Annotated in this window: 44 protein-coding genes; 38 read left to right on the forward strand and 6 right to left on the reverse strand. The window is 65.6% G+C overall.

What is annotated here, in order from left to right; genetic code table 11:
- The 4 genes from ACQP1O_RS42750 to ACQP1O_RS42765 are packed head-to-tail and all read left to right on the forward strand — an operon-like array spanning window position 1 to window position 2,789.
- Window positions 1-1,059, forward strand: a complete 1,059-nt coding sequence (locus ACQP1O_RS42750; RefSeq protein WP_433568077.1) for a hypothetical protein — start codon at window positions 1-3, stop codon at window positions 1,057-1,059.
- A gap of 26 nt (window positions 1,060-1,085) precedes the next feature.
- Window positions 1,086-1,529: a hypothetical protein gene (locus ACQP1O_RS42755; RefSeq protein ID WP_433568078.1), complete on the forward strand. Its 444-nt coding sequence runs from the start codon at window positions 1,086-1,088 to the stop codon at window positions 1,527-1,529.
- 9 nt (window positions 1,530-1,538) lie between these two features.
- Window positions 1,539-2,066: a hypothetical protein gene (locus ACQP1O_RS42760; RefSeq protein ID WP_433568079.1), complete on the forward strand. Its 528-nt coding sequence runs from the start codon at window positions 1,539-1,541 to the stop codon at window positions 2,064-2,066.
- A gap of 42 nt (window positions 2,067-2,108) precedes the next feature.
- Complete coding sequence (locus tag ACQP1O_RS42765; RefSeq protein ID WP_433568080.1) at window positions 2,109-2,789, forward strand: hypothetical protein; 681 nt, start codon at window positions 2,109-2,111, stop codon at window positions 2,787-2,789.
- Between the two features lie 68 nt (window positions 2,790-2,857).
- Here the strand turns inward: ACQP1O_RS42765 and ACQP1O_RS42770 are convergent, their stop codons facing one another.
- The 5 genes from ACQP1O_RS42770 to ACQP1O_RS42790 form a co-directional block, all read right to left on the reverse strand.
- The gene (locus tag ACQP1O_RS42770; RefSeq protein ID WP_433568081.1) at window positions 2,858-3,145 is read right to left on the reverse strand and encodes a hypothetical protein; all 288 of its coding nucleotides are present in this window, start codon (window positions 3,143-3,145) and stop codon (window positions 2,858-2,860) included.
- A 27-nt stretch (window positions 3,146-3,172) separates the two neighbouring features.
- Entirely contained in the window at window positions 3,173-3,448 is a 276-nt protein-coding gene (locus tag ACQP1O_RS42775; RefSeq protein ID WP_433568082.1) for a hypothetical protein, read from the reverse strand.
- A 182-nt stretch (window positions 3,449-3,630) separates the two neighbouring features.
- Window positions 3,631-4,071, reverse strand: a complete 441-nt coding sequence (locus ACQP1O_RS42780; protein ID WP_433568083.1) for a hypothetical protein — start codon at window positions 4,069-4,071, stop codon at window positions 3,631-3,633.
- Window positions 4,072-4,170: 99 nt separating this feature from the next.
- Window positions 4,171-4,338, reverse strand: a complete 168-nt coding sequence (locus tag ACQP1O_RS42785) for a hypothetical protein (protein ID WP_433568084.1) — start codon at window positions 4,336-4,338, stop codon at window positions 4,171-4,173.
- 169 nt (window positions 4,339-4,507) lie between these two features.
- Window positions 4,508-4,816, reverse strand: a complete 309-nt coding sequence (locus ACQP1O_RS42790) for a hypothetical protein (protein ID WP_433568085.1) — start codon at window positions 4,814-4,816, stop codon at window positions 4,508-4,510.
- Window positions 4,817-5,023: 207 nt separating this feature from the next.
- On the opposite strand from ACQP1O_RS42790, the gene ACQP1O_RS42795 reads away from it, so the two are divergent.
- The 3 genes from ACQP1O_RS42795 to ACQP1O_RS42805 all read left to right on the forward strand — a co-directional run bounded on the left by ACQP1O_RS42795 (window position 5,024) and on the right by ACQP1O_RS42805 (window position 8,863).
- Complete coding sequence (locus tag ACQP1O_RS42795; protein ID WP_433568143.1) at window positions 5,024-6,244, forward strand: helix-turn-helix domain-containing protein; 1,221 nt, start codon at window positions 5,024-5,026, stop codon at window positions 6,242-6,244.
- Between the two features lie 249 nt (window positions 6,245-6,493).
- Entirely contained in the window at window positions 6,494-7,063 is a 570-nt protein-coding gene (locus ACQP1O_RS42800) for a helix-turn-helix domain-containing protein (protein ID WP_433568086.1), read from the forward strand.
- A gap of 342 nt (window positions 7,064-7,405) precedes the next feature.
- Window positions 7,406-8,863 (forward strand): recombinase family protein, encoded by a 1,458-nt coding sequence (locus tag ACQP1O_RS42805; protein WP_433568087.1) that lies wholly within the window; start codon window positions 7,406-7,408, stop codon window positions 8,861-8,863.
- A 468-nt stretch (window positions 8,864-9,331) separates the two neighbouring features.
- Here the strand turns inward: ACQP1O_RS42805 and ACQP1O_RS42810 are convergent, their stop codons facing one another.
- The gene (locus ACQP1O_RS42810) at window positions 9,332-9,616 is read right to left on the reverse strand and encodes a helix-turn-helix domain-containing protein (protein WP_433568088.1); all 285 of its coding nucleotides are present in this window, start codon (window positions 9,614-9,616) and stop codon (window positions 9,332-9,334) included.
- 160 nt (window positions 9,617-9,776) lie between these two features.
- Here ACQP1O_RS42810 and ACQP1O_RS42815 point away from each other — a divergent pair, with 160 nt between their 5' ends.
- The 31 genes from ACQP1O_RS42815 to ACQP1O_RS42965 all read left to right on the forward strand — a co-directional run bounded on the left by ACQP1O_RS42815 (window position 9,777) and on the right by ACQP1O_RS42965 (window position 23,445).
- Window positions 9,777-10,004 (forward strand): helix-turn-helix domain-containing protein, encoded by a 228-nt coding sequence (locus ACQP1O_RS42815; RefSeq protein WP_433568089.1) that lies wholly within the window; start codon window positions 9,777-9,779, stop codon window positions 10,002-10,004.
- Window positions 10,001-10,156: a hypothetical protein gene (locus ACQP1O_RS42820; protein ID WP_433568090.1), complete on the forward strand. Its 156-nt coding sequence runs from the start codon at window positions 10,001-10,003 to the stop codon at window positions 10,154-10,156. Before ACQP1O_RS42815 ends, ACQP1O_RS42820 begins: the two co-directional genes overlap by 4 nt.
- Window positions 10,153-11,028 (forward strand): ParB N-terminal domain-containing protein, encoded by an 876-nt coding sequence (locus ACQP1O_RS42825; RefSeq protein WP_433568091.1) that lies wholly within the window; start codon window positions 10,153-10,155, stop codon window positions 11,026-11,028. The genes ACQP1O_RS42820 and ACQP1O_RS42825 overlap by 4 nt, the downstream gene beginning before the upstream one ends.
- A 1-nt stretch (window position 11,029) precedes the next feature.
- Window positions 11,030-11,557 carry a hypothetical protein gene (locus ACQP1O_RS42830; RefSeq protein ID WP_433568092.1) on the forward strand — a complete coding sequence of 176 codons (528 nt, stop codon included), beginning with the start codon at window positions 11,030-11,032 and terminating at the stop codon, window positions 11,555-11,557.
- On the forward strand, window positions 11,554-11,916 hold the full coding sequence (locus ACQP1O_RS42835) for a hypothetical protein (RefSeq protein ID WP_433568093.1): 363 nt from the start codon (window positions 11,554-11,556) through the stop codon (window positions 11,914-11,916). The genes ACQP1O_RS42830 and ACQP1O_RS42835 overlap by 4 nt, the downstream gene beginning before the upstream one ends.
- Window positions 11,913-12,332, forward strand: coding sequence for a hypothetical protein (locus ACQP1O_RS42840; RefSeq protein WP_433568094.1), 420 nt, complete (start codon window positions 11,913-11,915; stop codon window positions 12,330-12,332). The genes ACQP1O_RS42835 and ACQP1O_RS42840 overlap by 4 nt, the downstream gene beginning before the upstream one ends.
- Window positions 12,329-12,511, forward strand: coding sequence for a hypothetical protein (locus ACQP1O_RS42845; RefSeq protein WP_433568095.1), 183 nt, complete (start codon window positions 12,329-12,331; stop codon window positions 12,509-12,511). The genes ACQP1O_RS42840 and ACQP1O_RS42845 overlap by 4 nt, the downstream gene beginning before the upstream one ends.
- An 84-nt stretch (window positions 12,512-12,595) precedes the next feature.
- Window positions 12,596-13,126 carry a hypothetical protein gene (locus ACQP1O_RS42850; protein WP_433568096.1) on the forward strand — a complete coding sequence of 177 codons (531 nt, stop codon included), beginning with the start codon at window positions 12,596-12,598 and terminating at the stop codon, window positions 13,124-13,126.
- Window positions 13,123-13,347: a hypothetical protein gene (locus ACQP1O_RS42855; RefSeq protein ID WP_433568097.1), complete on the forward strand. Its 225-nt coding sequence runs from the start codon at window positions 13,123-13,125 to the stop codon at window positions 13,345-13,347. The genes ACQP1O_RS42850 and ACQP1O_RS42855 overlap by 4 nt, the downstream gene beginning before the upstream one ends.
- Complete coding sequence (locus ACQP1O_RS42860) at window positions 13,344-13,613, forward strand: hypothetical protein (RefSeq protein WP_433568098.1); 270 nt, start codon at window positions 13,344-13,346, stop codon at window positions 13,611-13,613. The genes ACQP1O_RS42855 and ACQP1O_RS42860 overlap by 4 nt, the downstream gene beginning before the upstream one ends.
- The gene (locus tag ACQP1O_RS42865) at window positions 13,610-13,918 is read left to right on the forward strand and encodes a hypothetical protein (RefSeq protein WP_433568099.1); all 309 of its coding nucleotides are present in this window, start codon (window positions 13,610-13,612) and stop codon (window positions 13,916-13,918) included. The genes ACQP1O_RS42860 and ACQP1O_RS42865 overlap by 4 nt, the downstream gene beginning before the upstream one ends.
- The gene (locus tag ACQP1O_RS42870) at window positions 13,915-14,121 is read left to right on the forward strand and encodes a hypothetical protein (RefSeq protein WP_433568100.1); all 207 of its coding nucleotides are present in this window, start codon (window positions 13,915-13,917) and stop codon (window positions 14,119-14,121) included. Before ACQP1O_RS42865 ends, ACQP1O_RS42870 begins: the two co-directional genes overlap by 4 nt.
- The gene (locus tag ACQP1O_RS42875; RefSeq protein WP_433568101.1) at window positions 14,121-14,642 is read left to right on the forward strand and encodes a hypothetical protein; all 522 of its coding nucleotides are present in this window, start codon (window positions 14,121-14,123) and stop codon (window positions 14,640-14,642) included. Before ACQP1O_RS42870 ends, ACQP1O_RS42875 begins: the two co-directional genes overlap by 1 nt.
- Window positions 14,642-14,902: a hypothetical protein gene (locus tag ACQP1O_RS42880; protein WP_433568102.1), complete on the forward strand. Its 261-nt coding sequence runs from the start codon at window positions 14,642-14,644 to the stop codon at window positions 14,900-14,902. The genes ACQP1O_RS42875 and ACQP1O_RS42880 overlap by 1 nt, the downstream gene beginning before the upstream one ends.
- Complete coding sequence (locus tag ACQP1O_RS42885) at window positions 14,899-15,132, forward strand: hypothetical protein (RefSeq protein ID WP_433568103.1); 234 nt, start codon at window positions 14,899-14,901, stop codon at window positions 15,130-15,132. Before ACQP1O_RS42880 ends, ACQP1O_RS42885 begins: the two co-directional genes overlap by 4 nt.
- Window positions 15,129-15,980 (forward strand): PD-(D/E)XK nuclease family protein, encoded by an 852-nt coding sequence (locus ACQP1O_RS42890; RefSeq protein WP_433568104.1) that lies wholly within the window; start codon window positions 15,129-15,131, stop codon window positions 15,978-15,980. The genes ACQP1O_RS42885 and ACQP1O_RS42890 overlap by 4 nt, the downstream gene beginning before the upstream one ends.
- A complete protein-coding gene (locus tag ACQP1O_RS42895; protein WP_433568105.1) occupies window positions 15,977-16,579 on the forward strand; it encodes a Rad52/Rad22 family DNA repair protein in 603 nt (200 codons plus the stop codon). The genes ACQP1O_RS42890 and ACQP1O_RS42895 overlap by 4 nt, the downstream gene beginning before the upstream one ends.
- The gene (locus ACQP1O_RS42900) at window positions 16,572-16,928 is read left to right on the forward strand and encodes a hypothetical protein (protein ID WP_433568106.1); all 357 of its coding nucleotides are present in this window, start codon (window positions 16,572-16,574) and stop codon (window positions 16,926-16,928) included. The genes ACQP1O_RS42895 and ACQP1O_RS42900 overlap by 8 nt, the downstream gene beginning before the upstream one ends.
- Window positions 16,925-17,347 carry a hypothetical protein gene (locus tag ACQP1O_RS42905; RefSeq protein ID WP_433568107.1) on the forward strand — a complete coding sequence of 141 codons (423 nt, stop codon included), beginning with the start codon at window positions 16,925-16,927 and terminating at the stop codon, window positions 17,345-17,347. The genes ACQP1O_RS42900 and ACQP1O_RS42905 overlap by 4 nt, the downstream gene beginning before the upstream one ends.
- A complete protein-coding gene (locus ACQP1O_RS42910) occupies window positions 17,347-17,673 on the forward strand; it encodes a hypothetical protein (protein ID WP_433568108.1) in 327 nt (108 codons plus the stop codon). Before ACQP1O_RS42905 ends, ACQP1O_RS42910 begins: the two co-directional genes overlap by 1 nt.
- Window positions 17,670-18,770 carry a phosphoadenosine phosphosulfate reductase family protein gene (locus ACQP1O_RS42915; protein WP_433568109.1) on the forward strand — a complete coding sequence of 367 codons (1,101 nt, stop codon included), beginning with the start codon at window positions 17,670-17,672 and terminating at the stop codon, window positions 18,768-18,770. Before ACQP1O_RS42910 ends, ACQP1O_RS42915 begins: the two co-directional genes overlap by 4 nt.
- Window positions 18,767-19,831: a hypothetical protein gene (locus ACQP1O_RS42920; RefSeq protein WP_433568110.1), complete on the forward strand. Its 1,065-nt coding sequence runs from the start codon at window positions 18,767-18,769 to the stop codon at window positions 19,829-19,831. The genes ACQP1O_RS42915 and ACQP1O_RS42920 overlap by 4 nt, the downstream gene beginning before the upstream one ends.
- A complete protein-coding gene (locus ACQP1O_RS42925) occupies window positions 19,828-20,433 on the forward strand; it encodes a hypothetical protein (protein ID WP_433568111.1) in 606 nt (201 codons plus the stop codon). The genes ACQP1O_RS42920 and ACQP1O_RS42925 overlap by 4 nt, the downstream gene beginning before the upstream one ends.
- Complete coding sequence (locus tag ACQP1O_RS42930; RefSeq protein WP_433568112.1) at window positions 20,420-20,707, forward strand: hypothetical protein; 288 nt, start codon at window positions 20,420-20,422, stop codon at window positions 20,705-20,707. Before ACQP1O_RS42925 ends, ACQP1O_RS42930 begins: the two co-directional genes overlap by 14 nt.
- Window positions 20,704-20,829 (forward strand): hypothetical protein, encoded by a 126-nt coding sequence (locus ACQP1O_RS42935; protein WP_433568113.1) that lies wholly within the window; start codon window positions 20,704-20,706, stop codon window positions 20,827-20,829. Before ACQP1O_RS42930 ends, ACQP1O_RS42935 begins: the two co-directional genes overlap by 4 nt.
- Window positions 20,830-20,831: 2 nt before the next feature.
- Window positions 20,832-21,677, forward strand: coding sequence for a hypothetical protein (locus ACQP1O_RS42940; RefSeq protein WP_433568114.1), 846 nt, complete (start codon window positions 20,832-20,834; stop codon window positions 21,675-21,677).
- Complete coding sequence (locus tag ACQP1O_RS42945) at window positions 21,670-22,080, forward strand: hypothetical protein (protein ID WP_433568115.1); 411 nt, start codon at window positions 21,670-21,672, stop codon at window positions 22,078-22,080. The genes ACQP1O_RS42940 and ACQP1O_RS42945 overlap by 8 nt, the downstream gene beginning before the upstream one ends.
- On the forward strand, window positions 22,073-22,534 hold the full coding sequence (locus ACQP1O_RS42950) for a hypothetical protein (RefSeq protein WP_433568116.1): 462 nt from the start codon (window positions 22,073-22,075) through the stop codon (window positions 22,532-22,534). The genes ACQP1O_RS42945 and ACQP1O_RS42950 overlap by 8 nt, the downstream gene beginning before the upstream one ends.
- A complete protein-coding gene (locus ACQP1O_RS42955; protein WP_433568117.1) occupies window positions 22,524-22,754 on the forward strand; it encodes a hypothetical protein in 231 nt (76 codons plus the stop codon). The genes ACQP1O_RS42950 and ACQP1O_RS42955 overlap by 11 nt, the downstream gene beginning before the upstream one ends.
- A complete protein-coding gene (locus ACQP1O_RS42960; RefSeq protein ID WP_433568118.1) occupies window positions 22,751-23,059 on the forward strand; it encodes a hypothetical protein in 309 nt (102 codons plus the stop codon). Before ACQP1O_RS42955 ends, ACQP1O_RS42960 begins: the two co-directional genes overlap by 4 nt.
- Complete coding sequence (locus ACQP1O_RS42965; protein WP_433568119.1) at window positions 23,059-23,445, forward strand: hypothetical protein; 387 nt, start codon at window positions 23,059-23,061, stop codon at window positions 23,443-23,445. Before ACQP1O_RS42960 ends, ACQP1O_RS42965 begins: the two co-directional genes overlap by 1 nt.
- Window positions 23,446-23,478 lie beyond the last annotated feature (33 nt).

Raw genomic sequence — 23,478 nt, forward strand, 5'->3', positions numbered from 1 at the left:
ATGGCACGTATCGGCCGGTCCCAACCGGTCGCCAACTACTTCCTGCTCCGCCCGCGCGTCCACGGCACCGCATATGTCGCGGACGCCAGCACCACGGTCACGGCCACACTCACCGCTGCCGCGACCCGCGTCTACTCCGCAGACGCATCGCTGACGACGACCGCGACACTGACCGCCAGCGCACAGCGCACAGCGAATGTCGACGCGTCGACGGTGGTGACCGCGACGCTGACCGCCTCGGCGAGCGTATCGACAGCCATCTCGGCGAATACTGTTGTCACAGCTGGTCTCACCGCCGGGCAGAACTGGTCCGGATCGGCGGACGCCTCCACGGTGATCACGGCCACGACAACGACCACCGCATTCGCGGGACCCGCCATTCAGGCTCCGACCGTCGTCACCGCGACGCTCACCGCGGCAGCGACCCGGACAGCCAACGTGGACGCGACCGCCACGATGACGGCGGCACTCACCGCGGCCGGGCAACGCACTGCGAACGTCGGCGCGACCCCGACAGCGACCGCGAACCTAACGGCCGCGGTTCACCGCGCTACCGTCGCCGATGCCAACACCGTGGTCACCGCCGCGCTGACTGCTGACGCAGCCTCGTCACGGCCCGCCGCGGCCGAGACTGTAATGGTCGCAACGCTCACCGCGACCATGGGTACGTTCGCGGACGCCAACACCGTGGTTACGATCTCACGCCCCGCATCGGCGGTACGCACTGCCGCAGGCGTCAAAACGGCGAACGGCGCACTGGCCGTGACCGCCAGCCTCACCGCCGCTGCAGTGCGGATCGTTCACTGCGACACCACAACCGCTGTCACCGCCGCGCTCTCCGCGGCAGCTGTCGGCCTACTGCATGTGCAAGCCAATACGACGGTGGTCACCGCGCGCCTGACCGCGCACGCGTGGATCGTCGGCGCACCGGATCCCATCACCCCACCCGAGCGGACCGTGTACGTGACCGCGGACGACCGGACCGTGGTGGTCGTGGCGGAGGACCGCACGCAGGTAGCGACCGCCGACCGGCGAAGCATCCCCGCCTTCGTCAGCTGACCCCGACCAGAATCCTGAGGTGATCTGTGGCTTCAACCTGGCCGAATCCGGCTGGCGCATACCGCAACGCAGCGTGGTCGAGCGCGGGCTCCACGGGGCAACAGATCGTCTTCGACACCGTCGACACCAGCTACCCATATACGTCGCTGTCGTCGGGGACGATCACGATCAATCGTGCTGGGCGCGTCTCTGTCGCTGCGCAAGGCGTGATCTCCGGTTTTTCGATGACGATCACGCTGAAGGTCAACGGCGCGACCGTGGCCACTGGGAGCAACGGAACCACCTCGACGCTGTCCTACTCCTACTACGCGAACAACGGAGACCAGCTCCAGATCTGGGAAACCGACACTGTCGCATCCACATCCGGCAGCACTGGCGCGAGTACCACCTACATCCACGTCACCCCGGGCGGCACCCGCACCCAGCCATACAACGCGATGGTCGCGGTCAACCAGGCCACGCTCTACTAAGGAGACACCATGCCAGCCCCCGTATACAGCTGCTGGAACGGCGCCACCGGATCGATCACCACCGGCCCGGTCGCTACCCAGGCCACCGGAGCGACCTCGGGCACCGCGCGCACCATGCTCCAGATCCAAACCGCCAGCACGACTTCCATTCGTGTCATCGAGTGGGGCTACACCTTCGACACCGCCCCGACCAACAACGTGCGCGTCGAGCTGATCGACACGGGCACGGTCGCGGCCACCGGCCTCACCGCGCACGTCGCTGCCGGTATCGCCAAGGTGAACGTCCCGAGCGGTGCCGCGTCCACCGTCAGCCTCGGCACCGGCGCGACCGGATACTCCGCAGGCAGCTCCACTGAAGGCACCATCACCACCCCGCGACTGCTCGACTACCACTACGAAAACGGGCTCTACTACGTGAAATACAGCCCGCTCGGTCGCGAATGGGAAGTCCCGGCCGGCAACGTCCTGCGTGTCCGCGCCACCCCGACCAGTGCCGCTGCGGTCAATATTTCCGTGTGGGTCACATGGGAGGAGTGATCCCACTATATCCAGCACGGCCGGTTGACGTATTGTCGAGTGATGATGGGAGAAGCGGGAAGCACCTTCGGTCTGTGGACGCTCGTTGAGGGCCGCGCGCCCGGAGTTCGGAAGGTCCTCTGCGAATGTCGCTGCGGCACTCGCAAGTCCGTGGACATCTATTCCCTGCGCGATGGGAGGTCGACTTGCTGCGGCTGTGTGCGCGAGCCGCGCGAGTCCACCATGCTGGCCGGGCAACGATTCGGCCGATGGCTGACGACAGAAGACCATCAGCCGGGGGCAAGGAAAGTCCGTTGCCGGTGCGATTGCGGTACCGAGCGGGCGATCAATACGAGCAACTTGAAGTCCGGCGAATCGACCTCCTGCGGTTGCTTCAAGGTCGAAACGGCGGGCCTCGCCCTTCGCAAGCACGGCACAGGGTATTCGGACTACCGCTACCGTCTGTGGCAGACGATCAAGGGTAAGTGCTTCTGCGAGACACACGCAGATTGGGAGTATTACGGAGGCCGGGGTATCACGATGTACGAAGCATGGCGCGATGACTATCCGGCTTTCGCGCTGTACTTAGACGAGGCGCTCGGCCCTCGCCCGGAGGACTTCACACTGGACCGCATCGACAACGAAGGCAATTACGAGCCGGGAAATCTCAGGTGGGCGAATCGCCAAGGGCAAGCGCGTAACCGCCGGAGTCGCCACCGCAACGCGCGCCCATACACCGGTTAACGGCCCCACCTCGACCGAGCTACGAAGCCGCCCCAGCCATCTCGGCTGGGGCGGCTTTCGGCGTTTGATCAGTGGTTTATGGCCACCATGATCACGATGCCGAGGACGAATCCGATCAGGGCCAGGAAGATGGTCGCGCGGATGATGCCCCGCATGACCGCAGTGGCGATCTGGTCCATGGGGACTCGGACGACATACACCGGCTGCACCGTTGGCGGCAGTTGAATGGGCTGCCCGTTGATCACCAGCGGAGCGGTGTTGATCATGTAGGGCTGCGTGGCTGGCGACTGGTCGAACGGATTGACAGGTGCGGCGTTCTGCGGCGAGTAGGGCATGCCGGGGGTGGCGGGATTCATACGGTGACCTTCACAGGGTTGGGTGACCTACTGAGACGCCGAAGCGCTGCCGGTGGCGAGGATTCCGGCGAGCCGTTGCACGAACCCCTGAAGGCTGGGAGGGGCCGTGTCGCCGTAGTTGCTGCGGTGGTAGTCGACGACATATTTGTCGTTGACCAGCAGGATGCAGTCCGCGGTGTATCCGGCGTTCCGGTATGACCTCGCGGTGTCCTCGCAAGCCTGGCGACCGTAGATGATCCCGGTGCAGTCGGCGGACGCGGTGCCCGCCGCAGTGCTGATTCCGATGATGGCCAAGACGGCCATGACTCCCACTCGCGCAATGCGATTCATATGGTGGCCTTCGACTCGTGTCCGCGCGTTATGCGCGGTCCCCTGGATTGAGTCGGCGCGCTGTTCCCCGCCGCGCCGTGGCGCTGATGCTGCCTGGCTGTCAGCGATTTCGCAGCACGGCGCGCACGATTGGCACGAATGGTCAGGTTGAACCGTCAGTTGTAGCCGTGGATGGCTTGATACAACTCCAAAGCTGAATTGAACTCAGAGCACTTATATTTCGCGCTCACGGTGATCGCTGTCAGGGCCTGCTCAGAGGTCAGACCGGTGTTCCGAAGACCGGTGATGAGACCTCGGATTGCGTCAGCATCGGTCGGTCCGTCGCCCTTCAAGGTCAGCAGGCCATCGTTCTTCGCCGTCTTCAGCGCGCTGCAGTTGGCATCGGCAGCGCTGACGGCGGCCTTCGTTGCCGTGTCGACGCCCGAGGCCGCATTCCCGAGCTGCGTGTTGTAGACCGCCTGAGCGTATTCGTGTGCCAGGTGGTCGTTGTCCAGCTTCTGATCGGGTTTGGCCGTGGACCCGCAGGCCGTGAGCAGCGCTGCGCATACGCCACTGAGCACGAGTGGCGCGACTCGACTGCGGATCATCTTGGTCACGGGCATCCCTTCGACGGATCGTGCTCCGGACATGCTTCACAATGCTGCGGATATGCTTCACGATCAGCGCGGTGACACGCCAGAGACTGGCACGATCAGTCAGCTGCCGGTGCGGCGTGCGGCCAGGTATTCGCGGGCTGTCGTCACCCGCGGGCACGGGGGCGTGCAGCCGGCGTGAATCTTCGCGATCCCCTGCGCGAGTCGTTCGGTGATGCCGAAGATGAATCCGTGGTCGCACCAGTCGTTGCACCATCCAGGCTCAGTCATGCTGTTGCCTCCGTTACGTGGCGCAGCGCGGCGTGGAGCTGGCGGCAGTTCTCGTCATGCCGACCGTGGTCGTCGAGGACGGCTCGGGCCTGGTCGAGGGATTTGATGGCCGGTGGTGTGTCAGTGCAGAACCGGTGAGCGTTGCGCCACAGGTCCCGCGTCGCGGCGTTCATCGTGTCCTCGGCTTGATGGCGCCGGTGCCGGTAAGGGTGTCGAACGCGGCTGCCTTGCGTGCGCAATCCGCGGTCCTGCATTCACGGTGGGTTTGCATGGTCGCGTGCGCTTCGATGGGGCTGAGCGCGATCCGGGGCGCATCGTGGCTCGACGCGTCCAGCCACTTTGTGGCGTCGTCCGGGGAGTCGGGCTTGAGTCGGTGTCTGGCGGCGGATCTGGAGTCACGCAAGGGCAGCAGGTACAGGCATGCGGTCACCGTTACGAGTGCTGCGGTCAGGCCGATCAACGCAAAGTTCGTCGACATCGGAACCTCGTGGGCTGTGTTCGGTTGGATTTGCGCCTCCCGATGCCGGGCGTGGGGGGCGACGTTGCTTTGGACACGAACGCCGACCTTCGCCACGCTCCGGTATCGGGAGGCATAGACAGAATCACGCATCGAAGGGGAGCGAAGTACTAAAAGTTTTAGTACTTTTGGTAGTGGGATTCGTATGAGATGGGAACCGTGACCGTGATGACCCAAACCCATGGCTCAGAGAGCATCGGCCAGCGCATTGCAGCATCTCGCCGGTTGCGTGGCTGGACACAGAAGAGACTGGCGCTCGAGTTCGGGAATGAGTTCTCCCTCGGGCTGTTGCGCCACGTCGAGCAGGGGCGAGTTCCTGCAAGCCCCGCGTTTACGAGTGCGTGCGCCCGGGCGCTCGGCGTCAACGTGACCGAGCTGTTCGACCAGCCCTATCCGCGTACCACCCGAGACGAACAGATGGTGCACGCGGGCATCCCGGAGATCAGGCGCGAACTCGCCTCGTACCGAATCCCGCCAGAAGATGTGCCTGCACGACCGTTGGTTGAGCTCGCGGGAGATGTCGCGCGCGCGTCGCGGTTACGCCACTCGGTCAAACTCGGCGAGCTGGGGCGGTTTCTGCCAGACCTACTGCACGACTTGCGAATCGCCTGGCACTCGACCTCAGGCCCGGACCAAGAGCGGATCTTCGGTCTGCTCGCCGAGGCCTACGCAGCTGCCTCCCAGGTGGCCTACAAGCTCGGCTATGTCGATCTTTCCTCCCTTGCGGTGGACCGCTACGAATGGGCGGCTGCCCGATCGGGCGATGAACTGGCGGTCCTGGCTGGCGATTACCAGCGCGCAGGGGAGATGATTGCCACCGCCGATTGGGCTGCAGCGGGAAGGTTCCTCGAGAACAGCCGTCGCCGTATCGAATCCGAGCTCAATCGTGAAGACCCAGCGACGTTGGCGATGTGGGGGAACCTGCACCTGAAGTCGGGGCTGGCCGCCGCCCGGGGCGGGCGTCGGGACCTCGCCGACGCACACCTCGCGGAGGCAAGGGAAACCGCAGAGCGTTTAGGAGAGGACCGCGACGACTACCGCCTGTGCTTCGGGCCCGCGAACGTCGACATCTGGTCCGTAGGGCTGGCCGTGGAGATGATGGACGGCACGGAAGCGGTGAGGCGATCGGAAGATGTTCATCTGCCGACCGGCACCCCACGCGAGCGGGTAGGGCACCACTACATCGATCTTGCGCGGGGGTTTCTCCTTCATGGCGATCGAGAGGGCGCTTTCAGTGCTCTGCAGGTGGCCAAGCGTGTTGCGCCAACTCAGACCAGGTACCACCCGATGGTCCATGAAACGATTCGAATGCTTGCTCGGCAAGAAGCGCGTGCCTCGGAGACTGTGCGCGGGTTCGCGGCGTGGTGTGGCATCACAACCATCGACTGACCCAGCGATAGACAGAAGCCCCCTCTCGCATATGAGCTGCGAGAGGGGGCTTTTCCTATGCGTGAGGGCGCTCCGACCTGGAGGCCGTGAGTGGTTGGAACACGAACGCAAGGCCATGCACAACAGGTCGGAGCGCTCGCTCAGCATAGGACTAGTTGGTCTGCTGCGTAGCTACTTTCGAGACAATTCGGATGACCAGTTAGCCATCGGAAGCAAGTCTTTTGATGCCCGTGTTGTCCTATGAGATCCGTGAGCGGTCCGGGCGAGGTGATCCATGCGATGCGGCAGAGGCGTGGCCTGTCGCGGAAGCAGCTCGCCGGACTGGCCGGGACCACTCAGCGGCAGATCGCCAGATACGAAGCGAGCGAACAACTGCCCTCTCTTCCTGCAGCGGAGAGAATTGCGTTCGTGCTCGGCATCACGCTCGACGTACTCGCCGGCCGCGTGCCCATGGACCTCGACCTCGAGGGCCAATGGTTCTTCGCGTGGCAGATCGGCCAGGAGATAGAGGTCCTCGAAGCCTCGGTCACCTACCGGGACGGGAACGTAGCTGTCTACGGCGATGGGGGACATGGGGAACTACGGCTGTGGGATCGGAACCTGGGCGGGTGGTTTCGTCTGACCGCGGGCCGGATCGCGGCGGCAGCGTATCTCGACCTTCACGATGATTGGACCTACGCCGTTGGTGGATGGACGGGCGCCGGTGCCGAAAGGCCCGGCCCGGTTATGCGGGGCTGGAGCGCAATGGCTCGCACCGATTCGCAGGCTATTTCGTTGGTGAGGTCTATGGTGTCGAGGAATGGCGAATTGCCAGGCTGACTATGTCTGATTGTGGGCGTCTGCAATTCGCAACTCGGCCACCCAGGCGAAAAGCTCGGACCGAAGTACGGCGCGCTCGCTGAGAAGTTGCGTGAGCGGATCTCCCGATTCGGATTCGGCCACTCGGGATGCGTAGGCGAGGATCGCGCACAGCCGTCTCTCGAGCTGGCTCGGGTGATCGGTGGGGACGATGGCGGTGCGAGAGTCGGGCACTGCGAGCTCCGTCGGTAGCCGGTAACGCGCTGGTCGGAGGCGGTTTAACTGGGCCCCTAGCGCGGTACCGCTATAGTCATCTCACCTCGCAGACTTGTCAATAGGGGGACCGCGTCCTACCGTGTGCCCATGAGTGCACGCGCGCGGCGTTCTCCAGTAGCGATCCTCCGGGCGATCATCTACGCCCGCGTCTCCAAGGACGACTCCGCCAGGGGACGCTCATGCGAAGAGCAGATCGAGGAGTGTACGAGAGACTGCGTCGAGGAGGGTTGGGAGATCGCGGAGATCCTGGCCGACAACGACCGCGGCGCCTCCCGGCATTCGAGGCGCGAGCGCGAGAACTGGAAGCGGCTCCCTCGTTTGTTGCAGTCGGGGGATGTGCTCGTCGTGTGGGAGCCGTCCAGGCTCACCCGTGACATGAAGGCCTTCGGTGACTTCTGCGACATGTGCGCGCGGATCGGTGTGCGGCTCTATTACGACGGCCGCATCTGGGACTTGAATGATGACGACGACCGCAACCGCGTGTGGCAGGACATCCTCGACGGCGCGAAGCAGGTAGGTAAGACCCGCAAGCGGGTGCTGCGCGCCATGGAGGCCAACGCCAAGGCGAACAAGGCACACGGCCGGATCGCGCCCGGATACATGCTCGTGCGTGATCCCGAGACGGGGAAGGTCGTCAAGCGTGTGCCACATCCGGTTCGGGGGCCGATCATCGCCGAGGCTGCCCGGCGGGTGCTCAATCACGAGTCGAGGCGTTCGGTAGCAAAGGATCTCGCGCCACGATGGAAGGCGGCCGGCGGCAGCGGCCAGTTCGGCATCAACGACGTGACCCGATACCTGCGCAGCCCAACGACATACGGCATGCGCGGAAACTATGGGGAGATCCGAGGCAGAGGCGATTGGGAGCCGCTGGTCGATCCCGAGCTGTATCGCCAGATACTGGCCGTGCTCGACGCTGGTCCGACGTGGCGCAGCACCGAGCCCCGATACCTGCTGAGTTACCTTGCGAAATGCGGATTGTGCCTGGAGCAAGGACTTCCGGGCGATGTGAAGCGCATGCGATCAGCGCGGGGTGATGACCGCTATCAGTGCGCCGATTTCGGGCATGTGTCGCGCACGATCCAGCGCACCGATAGTCACGTTGAGGAAGTGTTGCTGCGGCTGCTGGAGAACCCGGAAACGGCGGCGCAGTTGGTAGCTGATGATAACGAGCCTGGCTATTCCGTGGACGCCGAGCTGGCGGCGATCGAGCAGATGCGCGCGGACATCGCCGCATTCATCAAGGGGGCGGCCAAGACTCGTATGTCGGCTGATGCTGTCGCGGCCTATGTCGAGGAGGTCGAGTCTCAGATCCGCGAGGCGGAGAAACGGGTCGGGTCGGCGTCGGGGGACCCGGTGCTGGATGAGTTCATGGGGCCGAATGCCCGGGAGCTTTGGGCTGCAGCGGATATGAACAAGAAGCGCTACGTGCTGAGGCACACCGTGCTGGTTGTGATCAATCGTTTGATTGGCGGGCCCGGATTCCGCGACGGCTCGATTGGTGTAACCGTGCGTCCGCTTAAATTCGGTGGCGCACACCGGAGTTAGGTCCCGCAGGTAGGTAGCCTGTGAAACGCAGGCGATCATGATTGATACCCATGCGACATGGCCATCTGTGCCATAAACCGACTTCCCGTGCCAATTCGCCTGGCGGCGTGTCGGGTCACGACACGTTTGCCCAGAACAGACCGACTGGTCGTAAACACGTGCCCTCAAAAGCCTTGTGTTAGAGATTGTTCCAACTAATATGCTTCCTAAGTCCGAATTAATACGGGCGTTTGGAATAGGGGTTCGGGGAGTAAGGGGCGCATCAATGCGCGAGTCAGCAAGCGGCCGAATAGCGAAAGCGGACGATTTCGAGGCGGCTGTATTGTGAACGGCGTTAATGGGAACTCCCCAATTCCCGGCGGTGATGAGCTCGGCGATGCGGACCGCCAGCTCGGTCAGGGCTGGCAGGACATGCCGATATCGCTGGCGATCGTGAAGTCTCGCCAGCGAGGGATCGACTTCGCCTCCCTACTCGATGCCGATTTCCGCCTCGGCCTCAGTGACGAACTGCCCCGGTGTAACTCCTAAGATCCGGCAGAAAATCTGCAACTGCCGAGTGTTCATCGGGCGCTCGCCCTGCTCGAATCGCACCAGCGTTCGCTTGCCGACGCCAGAGGCGTCGGCGAGCTCTTGCTGACTCATATCAGCGCCGCGGCGCAGGCGTCTTAACTTCCTGCCCAGAGCGGCGTCTAGGCGCGCGAGCTCCTCGCGCACCTCGTTGTCGACCCCTTCGAGGTCGGCGTTCGTGTCCATGTGGGCAATTCTGATGCCCGCTTGGGCATCTCGGCAAGCCCTTGGGTGATTCGTCGTGTTGTTCGAGTGTTAGCCGGAAGGTGCCCAGATCGGCACCTTCTGTGCCGCACTGGGCGCGTCGGCCTTGAAAAGTGCCTAGATTGGCACTAATGTTGCCGACATGGACATCACGGACCAGGCGGTCGCCGAAGCGGTCACCTCCGCGATCGACTGCTCTGGCAACAAGCGCAAGGCCGTCGCCAGCGCAATCGGTATTTCAGAGACCACTTTGAGCCGCCGCCTCAATGCACACCGGCCGTTCCGCGTCCGGGAGCTCCTGCGGATCGCCCGCGTTCTGCAGGTCGATCCGGGGCGATTCTTCGAAAAGGCCATGGAGAAGCTGTCATGAGCGGCGCACCGGAGTTCGACGAGGCGTGGATCGCGGAGCAGATGTCTCACTTCCAGCCGAGCGACATGGCCCCGGCCGTCCGGATCATGCGCGGCTGGGTCCGCCAGGAGCGGGATCGGGTGCGACGCAACCAGGTTGGTGACGCGGCATGAGCGGCGACCTGAGGATCTCCGACATCATCGTCGGTGAGCGCGACCGCCAGGAGCTCGGCGACATCTCCGAGCTGGCGCGCTCCATCGAGCAGGTGGGGCTGCTTCACCCGGTCGTGATCACCGAAGACGGCGAGCTCGTCGCCGGGGATCGGCGACTGGCCGCAGTGAAATCCCTTGGCTGGGAATGCGTCCCGGTCACCGTCGTCAGCCTGGAAACTGCTGCCGACGTGTTGCGGGCAGAGGCCGACGAGAACGCCTGCCGCAAGGGCTTGACGCCATACGAGGCCGCGCGAGCCCGCGAACGCCGCGCGAAGCTGCTCGCGCCGAAGGCGCGGGAACGCCAGGGGGAGCGGACCGACCTCAAGTCGGAACCTCGTACCAACTTGGTACCAAGTTCGTCCGCCGCCACCAAGACCAAGAACGTCGCTAGTGCGGGCACCGGCTATTCGGGTTCAACGCTGGACAAGGTCGACAAGATTCGTGACGTCGCCGAACGGGGCGTTATCAAGCGCGGCAAGGCGGAGATTCCTGCGCCTGCACCGGTCGTTGAGATTGCCCGCAAAGCGCTCGAGGATGTCAAGCAGACCGGCGCTGCTGTCGAGCGTTCGTCGCGCGACCTGAATGCCGCAGTGGAGGCGTACGTCGGGACCGACCCGGATGTGCAGCGCGCACGCCTGGCCAAGCAGTTCTCCGACGCGATGAGCCGAGCCATCCAGGTCATCCAGTTCAACGCCGAAAACGTTGCGGCCGTCATCGAACCTGGCGAGTGGGACGACCTCGAGCGCGAGTTCGACGCGCTGGCCAAGTTCTGGAAGCAGCTCAAATCCCATAGGCCGCAAGGTCTTCGACTCATCGGAGGCACCCGTGTTTGAGATGCGATACCTCACCAGCGAGGAACGCGCCGAGTATGACCAGATCTTCTACGACGCAACCCATGACGCGGTGGGCGATGCGCGCCCGACCCGCGAGTTCGGGGACCGGCTGAAGGCGGGACTCGATTCGGCATTGGCCGCCGGCCGCCGTTGGCCGCAGTGGCTGCTCGACGACCTGATCGAGACCGGCCTGAAGCGGCGCGGCACGAACTGGCTGAAGCAGTCGGAGCTCGTGAACATCGCCGACGGCGAATCGGTAGTGATCAAGAAGTCAGCACGGATGGGTGTTATGCGGCCGTCGGAGGAAGGCGACCGCGCCTACCAGCAGGTGCTGTGGCAGGACATGAGCAATCGCGACCTGATGCAGATCATCCGGGCCGCGAACAGCCGCCGGAAGGCGGACGGCATGAACATCGCCACTGCGCGCAAGCTGCTCGATCTGTGCGAAAAGCATGGGGTCGACACGGTCACCGTTGCCTTGAAGCTCGAGGGCGCAAGCCTCGAGGAATTCCTGCGGCGGTCGGCATGAGTTCTGGCGGCTACCTGTATCGCGTCCAGATCGTGGAGTACCCGCAGGGCGCGCTGATCCCATCGCCTTTCGACCCGGACGTCATGGGCCAGGACCCGAACTGGAAGCCCCAGGGATGGCAGCCCTCCGACTACTACGTCAAGCGCATGGGCACAGAGCGTTTCATCTGGCCGACAACCAGCCGCGAGTGGAAGTCTCGATCGTCGGCTGCCCGGCGCAAGCAGTTGATCGAGTCCTTCGGCGCGAAGTGCATCATCCAGCGGAGCAGCGAGATCCGCTGGCCCGCTGATGGTTACGAGCGCTTCGGGGCCGAACTCGTCGCTCTCGCCAAGGCCATCGCCAGAGGCGGTGACGCATGAACTCCCCGGACCTGCGGTCGACGGTGTGTGCAGCCAGGCAGCTCCTGTTCACCGCGCTCATGCTCAGCGCCGGCGTGATGGCAGTGGCCTGGGCGTGGGTGTCTCTCGGCTGGATCTCCATCGACCAGTTCATCGGCATGCTTCTCGGCGGCGTGGTCGTGCTTACCAGCGGCTTGGTGACAGCCGTGCTGCAGGTGGCCTGGTTCTACCTGACGTGGCCTCGCCGCAACCGCCGGATGCGCAGCTACCTGATGTACGTCACGCGCACTTCGCGCACAGGCTCCCTCGGCGGCTGCCCCTCGCCCGCTGCCGAGGGCGGGGCGAGCCCGGTTGATGCTGCCGGGGTAGTTCCCGCGGCGCTCCCGGGCGCGTCCACCGACGTCCCGAACCTCGATACCTATCGGGGTCGGCGATGACCGAAACGCTGATTGCGCTGCTGATTTGGGCGGTGTTGTCCGTCCCGGGCGCGCTGCTGCTGGCGCGCATGATTCGAGTTTCCTCACTGCCTGCTGATTCCGCTCAGGGTGGTGAGGCCGCCTCCCCCGCTCAACCGCGCGAAACGGACGCGGGGGAGGCCTCCAACTTCCGTCCCTGACCTCCAAGCCAAGGGACGGAATCGGCCGCCAGGGTGCGAAACCGGGCGGCCAGCGAAATTCACATCGCGAGAAAGAAGTATGCCATGACGAAGATCCTGCACTCCCGTGCGTGCCGCGACCTGCTGCTCCGCTGGTGGTCGCAGCCCCGCGGCTCGGTGCGTTACCGGCTGGCCGGAATCGGCTACGACCTCACCGACATCCAGATCCGGGACCTGCTGTTGACCATCTTCGACGAGGACCCCGCCGACTCCGAAGCGGTGGCCGCGGCCCGCGAGTTGTGGCCGCTGCTGGTGCTCACCGAACCGCTGCACACCCCTGAGGAACTGAACGACGAACTGGCCGCGGTGATCCGCGAGCACGAGACGTTGCTGCTGCGAGTTCAGGCGCTGGGCGCGAAGTTCCGTGCCCTGGAGCCCTGGTCGGAGCGGTGGGACTGCTGCGGAGCCGACGCGCAGACATCTGAGTTCGGCCACCAGAACTTGCAGTGGGTGGCGCTGGCGCTGGAGTCGGCCGGCCGGTCGGCCGCCACCAACTTCGTGCGCGAGCAGCTCGAGGAGGCCCGCATGTACGGGGCGAAGGTCCGCGAATACGACACCACCGAGGAGATCCGATGAGCCACACCGCCCTCGACTACGTGAAGGCGCTCCTCGCCGGTGAGGAGGGTTCGCTCCCGCGGATCATCGGCGAACGCGTGTGGGCCCTGGCCATGGCCGACCGGGATCAGCTGCTCGAGTACCTGACCGGCGTGATGTCGACCAACGCCCCCAGCTCGCGGGAGTTCGAGGTCGCCTATGAGATCTGGCTGCTGATGGGTGAGCGGGGTGTGGCCGCATGAAGCACTTCACTCTGACCGACCGGTTCATCGGCGCGCTCTTCGTGGGCATCTTCGCGAAGGCACTGCACCGTGGCGACACCGAGGTCGATGCCGGCATGCCGGTGGTGCGCAACGGCGAACTGCGGCTGGACAACTCGGCATGGGACGCCGAGCTCCCCTGGGACCAGTGGCTGCAGAACCTCCCGAAGGTGGACGGCTGGACTTCCACTGCGTCCTGGGAGGCGCAGCATGGCCGGGCCGCCATGCCGAAGGGAGGTGTCCGGTGAGCGCCAAGTTGATTGCGCGCATTACCCATCGGCCCGGCGACCGTCTGCCGTGGGCTGTGGATGTCGCAGAGGAGGGTGTGGGCCTGATCGGGTTCACCTCCGGCCTCGGCCGCCAGTCCATGGTCGATTTCGCAAGGCGCTGCGCCTACACCTTCATGGTGGCGTTCGGTGAGTGCACCCTCGAGATCGTCGGCGATGACGACCCCGAGAGCGACGGCGAGGAGCGCCCCGGGTTGACCCTGCGGGTGCGCCGCCAGCAGATGGAGGACAGCACCCGTTTCGATGGACCGGAGGTGACTCCGTGACCGTTGATCTGCCCGGCGCTATTGCGGGTGGCGCCATCACCCTCACGGCGTTGCTGCTCATCTGGGCATTGCGGTTCACGGAGCGCGCCAACGCCCGGCTGAACGCGCTGCCGCAGGACGACGACGAGGACGACGTCACGGTGGGCGATGACCCGGACCGGTGGCGCGACTACGAGGAAGCGGACCGAAGGGGTGCGCTCTGATGGGCCGCCCGAAATCGTTGACGCCTGAGCAGGCACGGGAGCTGGTGAAGCTGGCGAGCTGCGGCTCGACCGACGAGGCGCTCGCCGAGCGGTACAGCATCAGCATCGCAACGGTCTCGGATGTCCGGTGTGGGCGACGGTACAGCGCTGAGACGGGCGCGGCTCCCGTGCGTCGGCGGATCGGACCTCGTCCGAAGCTGTCCACGGAGCAGGCCGAGCAGGTGCTCACCCGCTTCCGCATGGGCGTCCCGCGGTTGCGGATCGCCCGCGAGTTCAACGTGAACCGCTACGTGATCGACCGCATCGTCACCGGCCGCGGGTACTGGGACGCCACCGGAGCCGTGCCGCCCGCGCCCCCGTCGCAGCAGGAGGTCGCGGCGGCCCGGAATTTGAAGCGATCCCACCAGTTTCGCGGCCGCGCCGATTGCGTGACCTGCGGGAGGAGGCTGCACCGAACCTCGGACTCGGTGCAGAAGTCCGGTGGGTTCGCCTACTGCGACCCGTGCGTGAGGAGTCGGTGATGTCCCACTACACCGACCTCGACGAGGTGGCGAAGCACGCCCTGGACATCTGCCAGGACCTGCGTGATGCCGATCTCGGATCGCAGTGGCATTACAGCGAACTCGCCCGCAGGTGCGTGCAGGAGCCGGAGCGGATGGCGCAGGTGATCTTGTGCCTGGCCACATGGGTGCCCTTCGAGAACCCGCCGAGCACGCTCGCCGACCGCGCCCAGGCCGTCACCGATTCGATTGTCGAGCAGCTGCATTGGAGGACTGCATGATCCATCGCCTGATCACGGACGCAGGTGATTGGCGCTTCGCCCTCACCGATGGGTTCACGCGCTTCGAGTTCGAGCTCGAGCCGATGGGCCGGACCCGGATCACGGTGGGCGAGTACTACAACCGCGAGTTCGAGCCGCAGAACGGCGGCTCCTTCGACGCAGACCGCATCGACGAGCTGGGCGACGCACTCAAGGCATTCGCCGCTCATTCCCGAGGGGACAAGAATTGACCGACCACGCCGTCAAAAGGGATTACTTCGGCCGCCCGTTCGTCTCGCAGGACGGCCAGCCCCTCCGGTACGAGGAGGGGCGAAAGACCCCGGTCAACGCCGTCGCCTACACGCGGGTGTCGACGCTCGCCGAGACCCTCGACGACAAGTCCGGCCTGCTGGACTGGTCGGCCGCCAACGCCGCGGTCGGGGTGGTGCGTGACGCCTCCCTGTATGCGCAACTCGCGCACCTGGTTTCGGCGTACCGGGATCCATGGCAGGACCCGGTCGGCAAGAAGCAGCTCAAGCCGCTCGTGGCTCGCGCCCAGCAGGTGGCCGGCAGTGACGACGCGGCCGGGATGGGCACCGCCTTCCACGGCCTGACCGAGATCGTTGATCAGGGGCGGCGCCCGGAGTTCGCGCCGCCGCCGCTGATCCCGTGGCTGTCGGAATACCAGACGGCGATGGCGGACTGGGAGGTCCTCGACACCGAAGTGTTCGTGGTCAACGACGAGCTGCAGACCGCGGGCTCGCTGGACCGGCTGCTGCGCCACCGCAAGACCGGCCGCGTGGTCGTCGGGGATTTGAAGACCGGCAAGTCCGAGCCGGACTATCCGCTGAAAACCACTGTGCAGGTGGCGATCTACGCGCGCGGGGAGCGCTACGACCAGGAGTCCGGCGCGCGCGCCCCGCTGCACGAGGAGATCGACCTCGACCACGGGCTGCTCATCCACGCGCCGATCCGCGGCGGGGGAGAACCCAAGGTGACGCCGTACCCGCTGGACCTGGCGAAGGGCTGGGAGTTCGCGCAGCTGTCGCTGCAGGTCCGGGCCGCCCGCAAGCTGCCGAAGCTGGAGGCGTTCGCATGAGCTTCACCGCAGCGCAGGTCGCGCAGATGCTGAAGCCGATCGCGGCGGCGCGAGTGCTGCGAGATCCGAAGGGCCACGCCCACGTATCGCAGCAGGATGTGCTCGCGCACCTGATCCGGGTCTTCGGCTTCGGCAACTTCGACATCGACGTGCTCAACGCAGAGACGGTGTTCGAAGAGTCCTACCAGAAGCAGAAGAAGGACAAGGACGGGCAACCCTACGGCGACCCATTCCAGGCGTGGGATGTCTGCTACCGCGCGATGGTTCGGCTGACGGTCCGCGACCCTCACGGCAACGAGATGTGCCACTACGAGAACGGGTCCACGGCTACCGCGCAGGGCCAACCTTCCCGCGGTGACGCCCATGACCTGGCCTACAAATCTTCTATCTCGCTGTCGATCAAGCGGGCGGCGATCGCGCTGGGAGACAACTGGGGCCTTTCGCTGTACAACCGCGGCCAGCTCACCGCCCTCGTGAAGGGCACGCTCGTCCACCCCGAGGCCGACACCGAGAGCGCGCCGGAGGACATGCAGGACGGCGTGGAGAAGCAGGTATCCCTCGGCAACGACGAGATCGATCGGGAGGGCGACGATGCCTGACATCAACCCGGTGCAAATCGAGGAAGCGATCCGCGAGTGCGCCAGCAGGATCTCCCGCGGTGTCACGGTGTGCTCCAACACCTACAGCGCGTTCCTCGAAGCCGACCGCGCCTATGACCGCGCCTACGCCCAGGCATATCTGGCGGCCGACGGGCCGGCGCACGAGCGCAAGTATCACGCCGAGCTCGCCACCGGGGATGCCCGGGAGGCAAGGGATCTGGCCGATGTCACCTACCGGCATGCCGAACGCACGGCGAAGGCGCTCGATGCGGAGCTGCGTGCTTGGCAGTCGGTGGGCGCCTCGGTGAGGCAGATGTACGGCGTCGCCGGAAGGGGTGAGGGCGCATGACGATCCAACGCAATCCCCTCAACCTGGCCAAGGACGCCATCCGGTACCGGCCGCGGTCGAAGAAGTCGAAGCCGCAAGGGTTCCCGGCGTCCGCGCGGCGGCTCATCGCGGCCCGCTCGGGCGGTATCTGCGAGATCGCCGACTGCCCCGAGGCGGCCGTGCACATGCACCACCGGCGTCCGCGGGGCCTCGGCGGGACGTCGGTGCCGTGGGTGAATCGGGCGGCGAACGGGCTGCACATCTGCCTGGAGCACCACGCCTTCATCGAGTCGCATCGAACCTTGGCGCTGGTGCAGGGCTGGCTGATCTCGCAGCACATGGTCGAGAAGCAGGCCGCGGATGTGCCGGTGCTGCGGCGTGGCCGGTCGGTGCTGCTGTCGGACGACGGTGGCGTGCGCCCGGTTGGGGGTGACCTCTGATGGGGTACGGCTACTACCTGCTTCCCGACGGCCGCGAGGCTGGATACGCGGTCGACGCCGAATGCGACCACCCGGACTGCAATGCGGCTATTGATCGTGGCCTCGGCCATCTGTGTGGGCGGCATCCTGACGGCCATAGGGGTGACGAGGATCCCGGCTGCGGCAAGTACTTCTGCACCTATCACCTCGGTGATCACGACTGCCCGAATCCCGAGTGCGACGAACACGCGCTGGAAGGCAACGGATGGTGCGGCCTGTCCGCCGGCCACGACCTGCCCCACCGGGACCCTTGGAGCGGCCAGGAGTTCACGGAGGTCGAACCGTGAGCGGCAGTGCACGCACGTCCCGGCATCGCCCGGCCGCGCCGACGTTGCCGTTCGGGTTCGACGACGACGTGCCAGTCGACCATGACCCGCTCGACCCGCACCCGGAGTACCCGACGCCGTTGGAGCTGGTGCTGCGACTGACCCTGTCGGAGAGGCAAACTCGAGTCCGCGCACTGATCGCGCTGTCGCAGAACAAGCTCGACCGAGCCATCAGCGAGCACACGACCGGCAAGGACGTCGCCGGCATCTGCTCGCTGGTCTCCGGAGGCAATGATTCCTACACCGTTGCCCATCTCGTCCGTGGCCTCGCCACCCATCAGGTTCACGCCAACACCGGTACAGGCATCGAAGCCACGCGAGCCTTCGTGAGGTCGACCGCCCAAGACTGGGGTATCCCGCTGATCGAGCACACACCCGATCCGGGCAAGGGCTACTTCGACCTGGTCCGCGGAAAGGTGATGGCGCGTAGCCGTAAGACCGGGGAGCTGGTGCAGGCGTGGCCAGGAGGGTTTCCCGGCCCGGCCGCGCATGCGGTCATGTACCAGCGGCTCAAGGAACGCGGCCTGGCACAGGTGCCGCACGACTTCGGCATCAGCGGATCCAAGAACCAGCGGGTGGTGTTCATCGCCGGCCGCCGCCGACCGGAATCGAAGGTGCGCTCGACAATCCCGTACGCCGACCCCCGCGGGACTGTGGTGTGGATATCGCCGCTGGCCGTCTGGCACAAGGCAGATCTCCGCGCATACCGGCTCCTGCACCCCGACGTGCCGCTGAATCCCGTTGCTCAGGTGCTCGGCATGTCCGGCGAATGCGGATGCCTAGCCAATGCCACAGCGGGCGAAGCGGATCGGTGGCGGGCGGCGTTCCCCGATGACCCGTTCATCCGCCAGGTCGGCGAGGTCGAGGACGAGATCGCCGACCGCCCAGACATTCCCGCCCACCGCAAGAAGTGGGGTTGGGGTGGCGCTTTCGACGACCCGGACGAGATCGAGGAGATGGCACGCACCTCGGTGTGCTCGGTGAACTGCGGCCCGGATCCGTTGTGGGACTCGATGGATCCCCTGTTCGACTTCGACGGCAAGGCGGTGCGCCGATGACAACCCGGGATCACGGCCGGATCCTTTGCAAGATCTGGCAGGACAAAGACTTCCGCGGGCTGCCGCGTTCTGCACAAGCGCTGTACATGCAGTTGCTGTCGCAGCCGACGGTGAACAACGCCGGCGTTCTCCCGCTGCAGGTGACGAAGTGGGTGAAGGGTTGCGCGGAGCTGACCGTGGACGCCGTATGGCGTGATCTCGGCACGCTGTCGCAGCGCGGGTTCATCGTCGTGGACAACGACGAGACCGAAGAAGTGTTGATCCGCAGCTTCATCCGCCACGACGGAGGCATCAAGCACAAGTACATCCTCAAGAACGCACTCAAGTGTGCCGAGTCCGCGGAGAGCCCCGTCATCCGTAAGGCGTTGGCGATCGAGCTGTATCGGTTGAAGCTGCCGGAGGCATCCCGTGTCGCTGACATCCTGGCCGCATCCGAGTCTGATTCCGATTCCGTTGAAGAGGGGTCGGAATGGGGTTTGAATGCCGAGGTAAACCCATCGAAATGGCATTCTGATGGGTTCGCGAACGGATCTGGATCTGACCCCGGTGAGGGGATGGCATTCGAATCCCATTCCGATCACTCGGGTGTAGGTGAAGGTGTAGGTGTACGTAACTGTTCTGATGTTGGTTACGTAGAAGAGACTTCTTCGTCGGCGAAGCCGCCGCGAGAGAAGTCGGAGCCGTACCGCGAAGACGTCGAGGCCCTCTGCGCCCGACTCCGGGACCGCATCGCCGCGAACGGATCCAAAGCGACCGTCACCGACAAGTGGCGCACCGAGGCCCGGCTGATGCTCGACCGCGACGGTCGCGAGTTCGACAAGGCGATGCGGCTCATCGAGTGGTGCCAGGACGACTCGTTCTGGCGCGGAAACATCCTGTCGATGCCCAAGTTCCGGGCCCAGTACGACCAGCTCCGGTTGAAGGCCAACGAAACCCGCAGCCGTGCGGCGCCTTCCGGGCTCTCCAAGGCCGACCAGAAGGTCCAGGGCTACCTGGACATGGCGGCGCGCATGACCACACCCCCACCGCCTGATCCGCCACCGCTGATGGAGCTCGCATGATCACCGACGACGACAAGCACACCGCTGGTTTGGTCCTGGCGAAGTGCGCCGCGAATGACCCGTGGTTCCCGGCCGGTGGAGAGTCCACGATCCTGGCGTGGGCGGAGGTGTTCTCCGAGTCCGGGCTGTCCCGTGAGGATCTGCTCGCCGGCACCGCCCGCGCCTACCGGCTCGCCGACGAGGGATTCAAGCCGCTGCCGGGGTCGATCGTCCGCCATGCCCGCGACGGCTACTTCGAAGCCCTCAAGGCACTCCCGGATGACAAGCGGCAGCTGATGGAGACCGCGAACCACGTGCTGCAGGACATGGGCTTCAGTCCGCCTGACGCGCACCGGTTCTCGCGTCGCGTCGCATTGGGCCGCACGCCGGATGTGCGTCTGAGCGAGGAGCAGCTGGCCGAGTTCCGGCAGAAGCTGGCCGAGCGCCAGGCCCTCGAGGCCACACCGGCGAAGCCGTTGGGGCTCGGAGGGATCGTCAAGACCGTCAACGAGGTGATCGCTACAGACGAGACCCCGCAGTCCGCCAGCGTGCCGTCTGGGCCGCCGGAATCCACCACCCAAGATCACTCCCACAGCAAGGAGTCAGCTCATGGCGCAGCGTGACCTGCCCACCTACACCGGCCGCCGCGGCAACACCATCGCCGTTGGGGACTTCCTGCGCGACAAGCGCAACCACAACACCCGCACCCTGCGGGTCGACCGCCTCTACGAGGACACCTACGGCGCTGTCCGGGCGGCGTGCACGGTCGTCGGAGTCGACGGCATCGCCCTCGCCAAGACCCGCACCACCGACCGCGACGCGATCGCGTTGGCCGGCCCCGACTTCCTGCCCACCACCGCCCCGGCACCCGCGAACACTCTGGAGGAAACCCGATGAACACCCTGCTGTTGGCCGCTGCCGAACAGGGAGACCACGTGTCGTGGCCCGACGCGCTCGTCCTGATCGCTCTGTTCGTGCTGGCTGGGTTTGTCGCGTGGCTGTGGCTGCGGGGTGCGTGACCATGCCTGACCGAGACCTCATCGCCGAACTCATCGCCGACGGCCGCGCGAAGCTCGCCGCCGCGGTGCCCGGCCCGTTCCAAATCGCGAGCCGTGAAGGCATTTTCACCGACCTGCATTCGCTGCACCGGCTCCTCCCGGGCAAGGACGGCTACCGCGAGGTCATTGCCCGTGGTATGCGGATCCCGGACGCCGAGCTGTTCGTGTACATGGCCAACAGGTTCGGGCTGTTGCTCGACCAGCTGGAGCAGGCCAACGCCCGCATTGCCGGGCTGGACCAACGGTGCGGGAATTTGAGCGCCATGTTCTCTGGCGCCGAGCATCGCATCACCGAGCTGGAGTCGGGCAACGAGCTGATCGGTATCGCCCTGCGCGAGTACAACCAGATCGCCCTCGAGGCGACCGGCACCGTCCCGGACCCCGAACGCGGTGACGGCACTGATGCCGGGTACGTGGACTGGCAGGGCGTGTGGGAGCAGGTGGCCGAACTCGGTGAGCTGCGCAAGCGAGTGGCGAAACTCCGTGAAGTCGCCGAGACCTGGGCGGCCCAGGAACTCGTCGACGAGGAGTGGATCGAGCAGCAGATCGCGGACGGACGGGCCACGCTCGCGCTCCTGGACACCCCGGCCGAGCCTGTGCAGCCGCTGTTTGACAACGGCGAGCCCGCCGGCCGGGACGTGGACGGCGACATTCGCGCACGCAACGGCCAGGGCGCGCTCATCGCCCGCAAGTCCCACACCCGCGCCGACGTCCAGCGCTGGCGCGACATGGCGACCAAGCCGCGATTCATCGCCCTGTACGACGCGGCGCTCGCGCTGCTCGACACCGAGGAGAGTGGCAATGCCTGATCGAGACCTCATCGCCGAAGATCACCAGGAACTCGACATCACCGGCTGGCGGCGGCTAGCGGGCAAGTGGCGCGACAAAGCCCAGGATCGCCTCAGCGAGCTCTACGTCATGCACGCCGTCCTGGAGCACTCCCTGGCGCGCATCGCCGAGCTGGAGGCGGAGCGGCCGCGGTTCTCTCAGCGCCAGTTCGTGCAGGCATTCCGCGACCGCGACGAGGCGCAATCGCGGGCTGCCGAACTGGCCGAGCGGGTGCCCGAGCTGGAGCAGCGGCTCGATCGCGTTACCGATCTGTTCGAAGCATGGGCGGCCGAGGAGAACGAGCACCGGACGGCCGGATACTTCGGCATCGCCGAAGGGCTTCATGTCGCGATCGAGCAGTTGCGGGAGGCCGTCCATGGCTGACCGAGACACCCTGGCCGAAGCCCTCGCCCGCGCCGGATTCGCATTCGAGCGGGACGTGTGGTGTGCGTCGTGGCCTGCAGACGAACAGGAGGCGTTCGCGCTCGGCCAGACGAGGAATGCGCTGGAGCGCCGCGAGGCGGTCCAGGATCTGCGGCGCGCGAAGATTGCCGACGACCTGCTGGCTGCCGGCTGGCGTCCTCCCGCCCGCATCATCGAGACCGTCGAAGATCTCGAGGCGCTCCCGGCGGGAGCGATCGTTCTCGAAACGGGCTGGGCCGGTTGGGACTCCGACCCCGTCCCGAACGCCTGGCTGCGTGTCGATATCGAGGACGTCGGCTTGCAGTGGCTGGACTTCGGCGACAGCGGCGAATACGACCACTCGCAGATCGACCTGCCCGTGATCGTGCTGTGGCAGCCGATAACCCCGGTTAGCGAGTCACCCGATGGCCTATGACCGCACCGGAGAGCCCACCGACCCCACGCCGGTGCCTCCGTGTGGCCGTCCCGGCTGCAAGGGGATCACCGGTTATGACGACGAGTACCGCCCGATCCCGTGCCTGGTGTGCCGGCCACACCTGCGCAAGACCGTGAACAGCAACGACATCAGCGTCGTGGGCTCGCCGTCCGCCCGCGCACAAGCCGCCATCGACCGAGACAACCAGGAGAACCAGTGAGCGACTCCGCCGGACGCCAGTCCAGCGTCTGTGAACACTGCGGCTGCCACCCATGGACCGCGAAAATGGCCGACCGCTACCAGGAGAGAGCCGAACTGCTGAAACGCGAATACGAGCGCCAGGCCGCCGCCCATGCCGTGGAAGCCGCGCAATGGCGCGTGAAGGAACTCGAGCACGCGGAAGCGCCCAAGGGTTTCCAGCGCAAGATCGCCGAGCAGAGCCGCACCATACGCCGCCTGGAGTCCAAGCTCCGCGCGGCGGGTATCCCGCCATACGCCGACCGAGACAACCAGGGAGACAACTGATGAGCTACACGACGGACCTGCTGCTGTGCCTCGACTACTCCAGCGACAAGGGCATCCAGCCGTTCCTCGAAGCCATCGCGAAGGTGGAACGGTTCGGCGACACCCTGAAACCGATCAGTACCGAAGCAGCGGGCGGCACCCGGCTCTACACCGGCGCCGTCTACGCGATGGGCACCAACCACTTCCCGACATGGGACCTCCAGGAGCTGATCGACAGCGTGAAGTGGTCCCGTCCCGGCAACGTGATGCTCGTGGTGTGTAGCGAGGACTGGACCGAATCGCGAATCATCCGGCCCACCTACGAGATCGAGAACTACGGCTACTGGGACGCGGAGACCCGGGCGGTACAGGTCGCGCCGAAGGCGGAGGAGGCCGGCGATGTCTGAGCCCGCTCTGTGGATCCAGCAGCTCGCTGCCGC

The organism is Nocardia sp. CA-151230, from assembly GCF_050942175.1.
In the GTDB taxonomy this organism is placed as follows: Bacteria; Actinomycetota; Actinomycetes; order Mycobacteriales; family Mycobacteriaceae; genus Nocardia.

What these genes read in the sequence shown, in the direction of transcription:
- ACQP1O_RS42750 (WP_433568077.1), top strand. Translation starts at nt 1, where the DNA reads ATGGCACGTATCGGCCGGTCCCAACCGGTCGCCAACTACTTCCTGCTC.
- ACQP1O_RS42760 (WP_433568079.1), top strand. Translation starts at nt 1,539, where the DNA reads ATGCCAGCCCCCGTATACAGCTGCTGGAACGGCGCCACCGGATCGATC.
- ACQP1O_RS42765 (WP_433568080.1), top strand. Translation starts at nt 2,109, where the DNA reads ATGATGGGAGAAGCGGGAAGCACCTTCGGTCTGTGGACGCTCGTTGAG.
- ACQP1O_RS42770 (WP_433568081.1), bottom strand. Translation starts at nt 3,145, where the DNA reads ATGAATCCCGCCACCCCCGGCATGCCCTACTCGCCGCAGAACGCCGCA.
- ACQP1O_RS42775 (WP_433568082.1), bottom strand. Translation starts at nt 3,448, where the DNA reads ATGGCCGTCTTGGCCATCATCGGAATCAGCACTGCGGCGGGCACCGCG.
- ACQP1O_RS42785 (WP_433568084.1), bottom strand. Translation starts at nt 4,338, where the DNA reads ATGACTGAGCCTGGATGGTGCAACGACTGGTGCGACCACGGATTCATC.
- ACQP1O_RS42790 (WP_433568085.1), bottom strand. Translation starts at nt 4,816, where the DNA reads ATGTCGACGAACTTTGCGTTGATCGGCCTGACCGCAGCACTCGTAACG.
- ACQP1O_RS42795 (WP_433568143.1), top strand. Translation starts at nt 5,024, where the DNA reads ATGACCCAAACCCATGGCTCAGAGAGCATCGGCCAGCGCATTGCAGCA.
- ACQP1O_RS42805 (WP_433568087.1), top strand. Translation starts at nt 7,406, where the DNA reads ATGAGTGCACGCGCGCGGCGTTCTCCAGTAGCGATCCTCCGGGCGATC.
- ACQP1O_RS42810 (WP_433568088.1), bottom strand. Translation starts at nt 9,616, where the DNA reads ATGGACACGAACGCCGACCTCGAAGGGGTCGACAACGAGGTGCGCGAG.
- ACQP1O_RS42815 (WP_433568089.1), top strand. Translation starts at nt 9,777, where the DNA reads ATGGACATCACGGACCAGGCGGTCGCCGAAGCGGTCACCTCCGCGATC.
- ACQP1O_RS42820 (WP_433568090.1), top strand. Translation starts at nt 10,001, where the DNA reads ATGAGCGGCGCACCGGAGTTCGACGAGGCGTGGATCGCGGAGCAGATG.
- ACQP1O_RS42825 (WP_433568091.1), top strand. Translation starts at nt 10,153, where the DNA reads ATGAGCGGCGACCTGAGGATCTCCGACATCATCGTCGGTGAGCGCGAC.
- ACQP1O_RS42830 (WP_433568092.1), top strand. Translation starts at nt 11,030, where the DNA reads ATGCGATACCTCACCAGCGAGGAACGCGCCGAGTATGACCAGATCTTC.
- ACQP1O_RS42835 (WP_433568093.1), top strand. Translation starts at nt 11,554, where the DNA reads ATGAGTTCTGGCGGCTACCTGTATCGCGTCCAGATCGTGGAGTACCCG.
- ACQP1O_RS42840 (WP_433568094.1), top strand. Translation starts at nt 11,913, where the DNA reads ATGAACTCCCCGGACCTGCGGTCGACGGTGTGTGCAGCCAGGCAGCTC.
- ACQP1O_RS42845 (WP_433568095.1), top strand. Translation starts at nt 12,329, where the DNA reads ATGACCGAAACGCTGATTGCGCTGCTGATTTGGGCGGTGTTGTCCGTC.
- ACQP1O_RS42850 (WP_433568096.1), top strand. Translation starts at nt 12,596, where the DNA reads ATGACGAAGATCCTGCACTCCCGTGCGTGCCGCGACCTGCTGCTCCGC.
- ACQP1O_RS42855 (WP_433568097.1), top strand. Translation starts at nt 13,123, where the DNA reads ATGAGCCACACCGCCCTCGACTACGTGAAGGCGCTCCTCGCCGGTGAG.
- ACQP1O_RS42860 (WP_433568098.1), top strand. Translation starts at nt 13,344, where the DNA reads ATGAAGCACTTCACTCTGACCGACCGGTTCATCGGCGCGCTCTTCGTG.
- ACQP1O_RS42875 (WP_433568101.1), top strand. Translation starts at nt 14,121, where the DNA reads ATGGGCCGCCCGAAATCGTTGACGCCTGAGCAGGCACGGGAGCTGGTG.
- ACQP1O_RS42880 (WP_433568102.1), top strand. Translation starts at nt 14,642, where the DNA reads ATGTCCCACTACACCGACCTCGACGAGGTGGCGAAGCACGCCCTGGAC.
- ACQP1O_RS42885 (WP_433568103.1), top strand. Translation starts at nt 14,899, where the DNA reads ATGATCCATCGCCTGATCACGGACGCAGGTGATTGGCGCTTCGCCCTC.
- ACQP1O_RS42895 (WP_433568105.1), top strand. Translation starts at nt 15,977, where the DNA reads ATGAGCTTCACCGCAGCGCAGGTCGCGCAGATGCTGAAGCCGATCGCG.
- ACQP1O_RS42900 (WP_433568106.1), top strand. Translation starts at nt 16,572, where the DNA reads ATGCCTGACATCAACCCGGTGCAAATCGAGGAAGCGATCCGCGAGTGC.
- ACQP1O_RS42905 (WP_433568107.1), top strand. Translation starts at nt 16,925, where the DNA reads ATGACGATCCAACGCAATCCCCTCAACCTGGCCAAGGACGCCATCCGG.
- ACQP1O_RS42910 (WP_433568108.1), top strand. Translation starts at nt 17,347, where the DNA reads ATGGGGTACGGCTACTACCTGCTTCCCGACGGCCGCGAGGCTGGATAC.
- ACQP1O_RS42920 (WP_433568110.1), top strand. Translation starts at nt 18,767, where the DNA reads ATGACAACCCGGGATCACGGCCGGATCCTTTGCAAGATCTGGCAGGAC.
- ACQP1O_RS42925 (WP_433568111.1), top strand. Translation starts at nt 19,828, where the DNA reads ATGATCACCGACGACGACAAGCACACCGCTGGTTTGGTCCTGGCGAAG.
- ACQP1O_RS42930 (WP_433568112.1), top strand. Translation starts at nt 20,420, where the DNA reads ATGGCGCAGCGTGACCTGCCCACCTACACCGGCCGCCGCGGCAACACC.
- ACQP1O_RS42935 (WP_433568113.1), top strand. Translation starts at nt 20,704, where the DNA reads ATGAACACCCTGCTGTTGGCCGCTGCCGAACAGGGAGACCACGTGTCG.
- ACQP1O_RS42940 (WP_433568114.1), top strand. Translation starts at nt 20,832, where the DNA reads ATGCCTGACCGAGACCTCATCGCCGAACTCATCGCCGACGGCCGCGCG.
- ACQP1O_RS42945 (WP_433568115.1), top strand. Translation starts at nt 21,670, where the DNA reads ATGCCTGATCGAGACCTCATCGCCGAAGATCACCAGGAACTCGACATC.
- ACQP1O_RS42950 (WP_433568116.1), top strand. Translation starts at nt 22,073, where the DNA reads ATGGCTGACCGAGACACCCTGGCCGAAGCCCTCGCCCGCGCCGGATTC.
- ACQP1O_RS42955 (WP_433568117.1), top strand. Translation starts at nt 22,524, where the DNA reads ATGGCCTATGACCGCACCGGAGAGCCCACCGACCCCACGCCGGTGCCT.
- ACQP1O_RS42965 (WP_433568119.1), top strand. Translation starts at nt 23,059, where the DNA reads ATGAGCTACACGACGGACCTGCTGCTGTGCCTCGACTACTCCAGCGAC.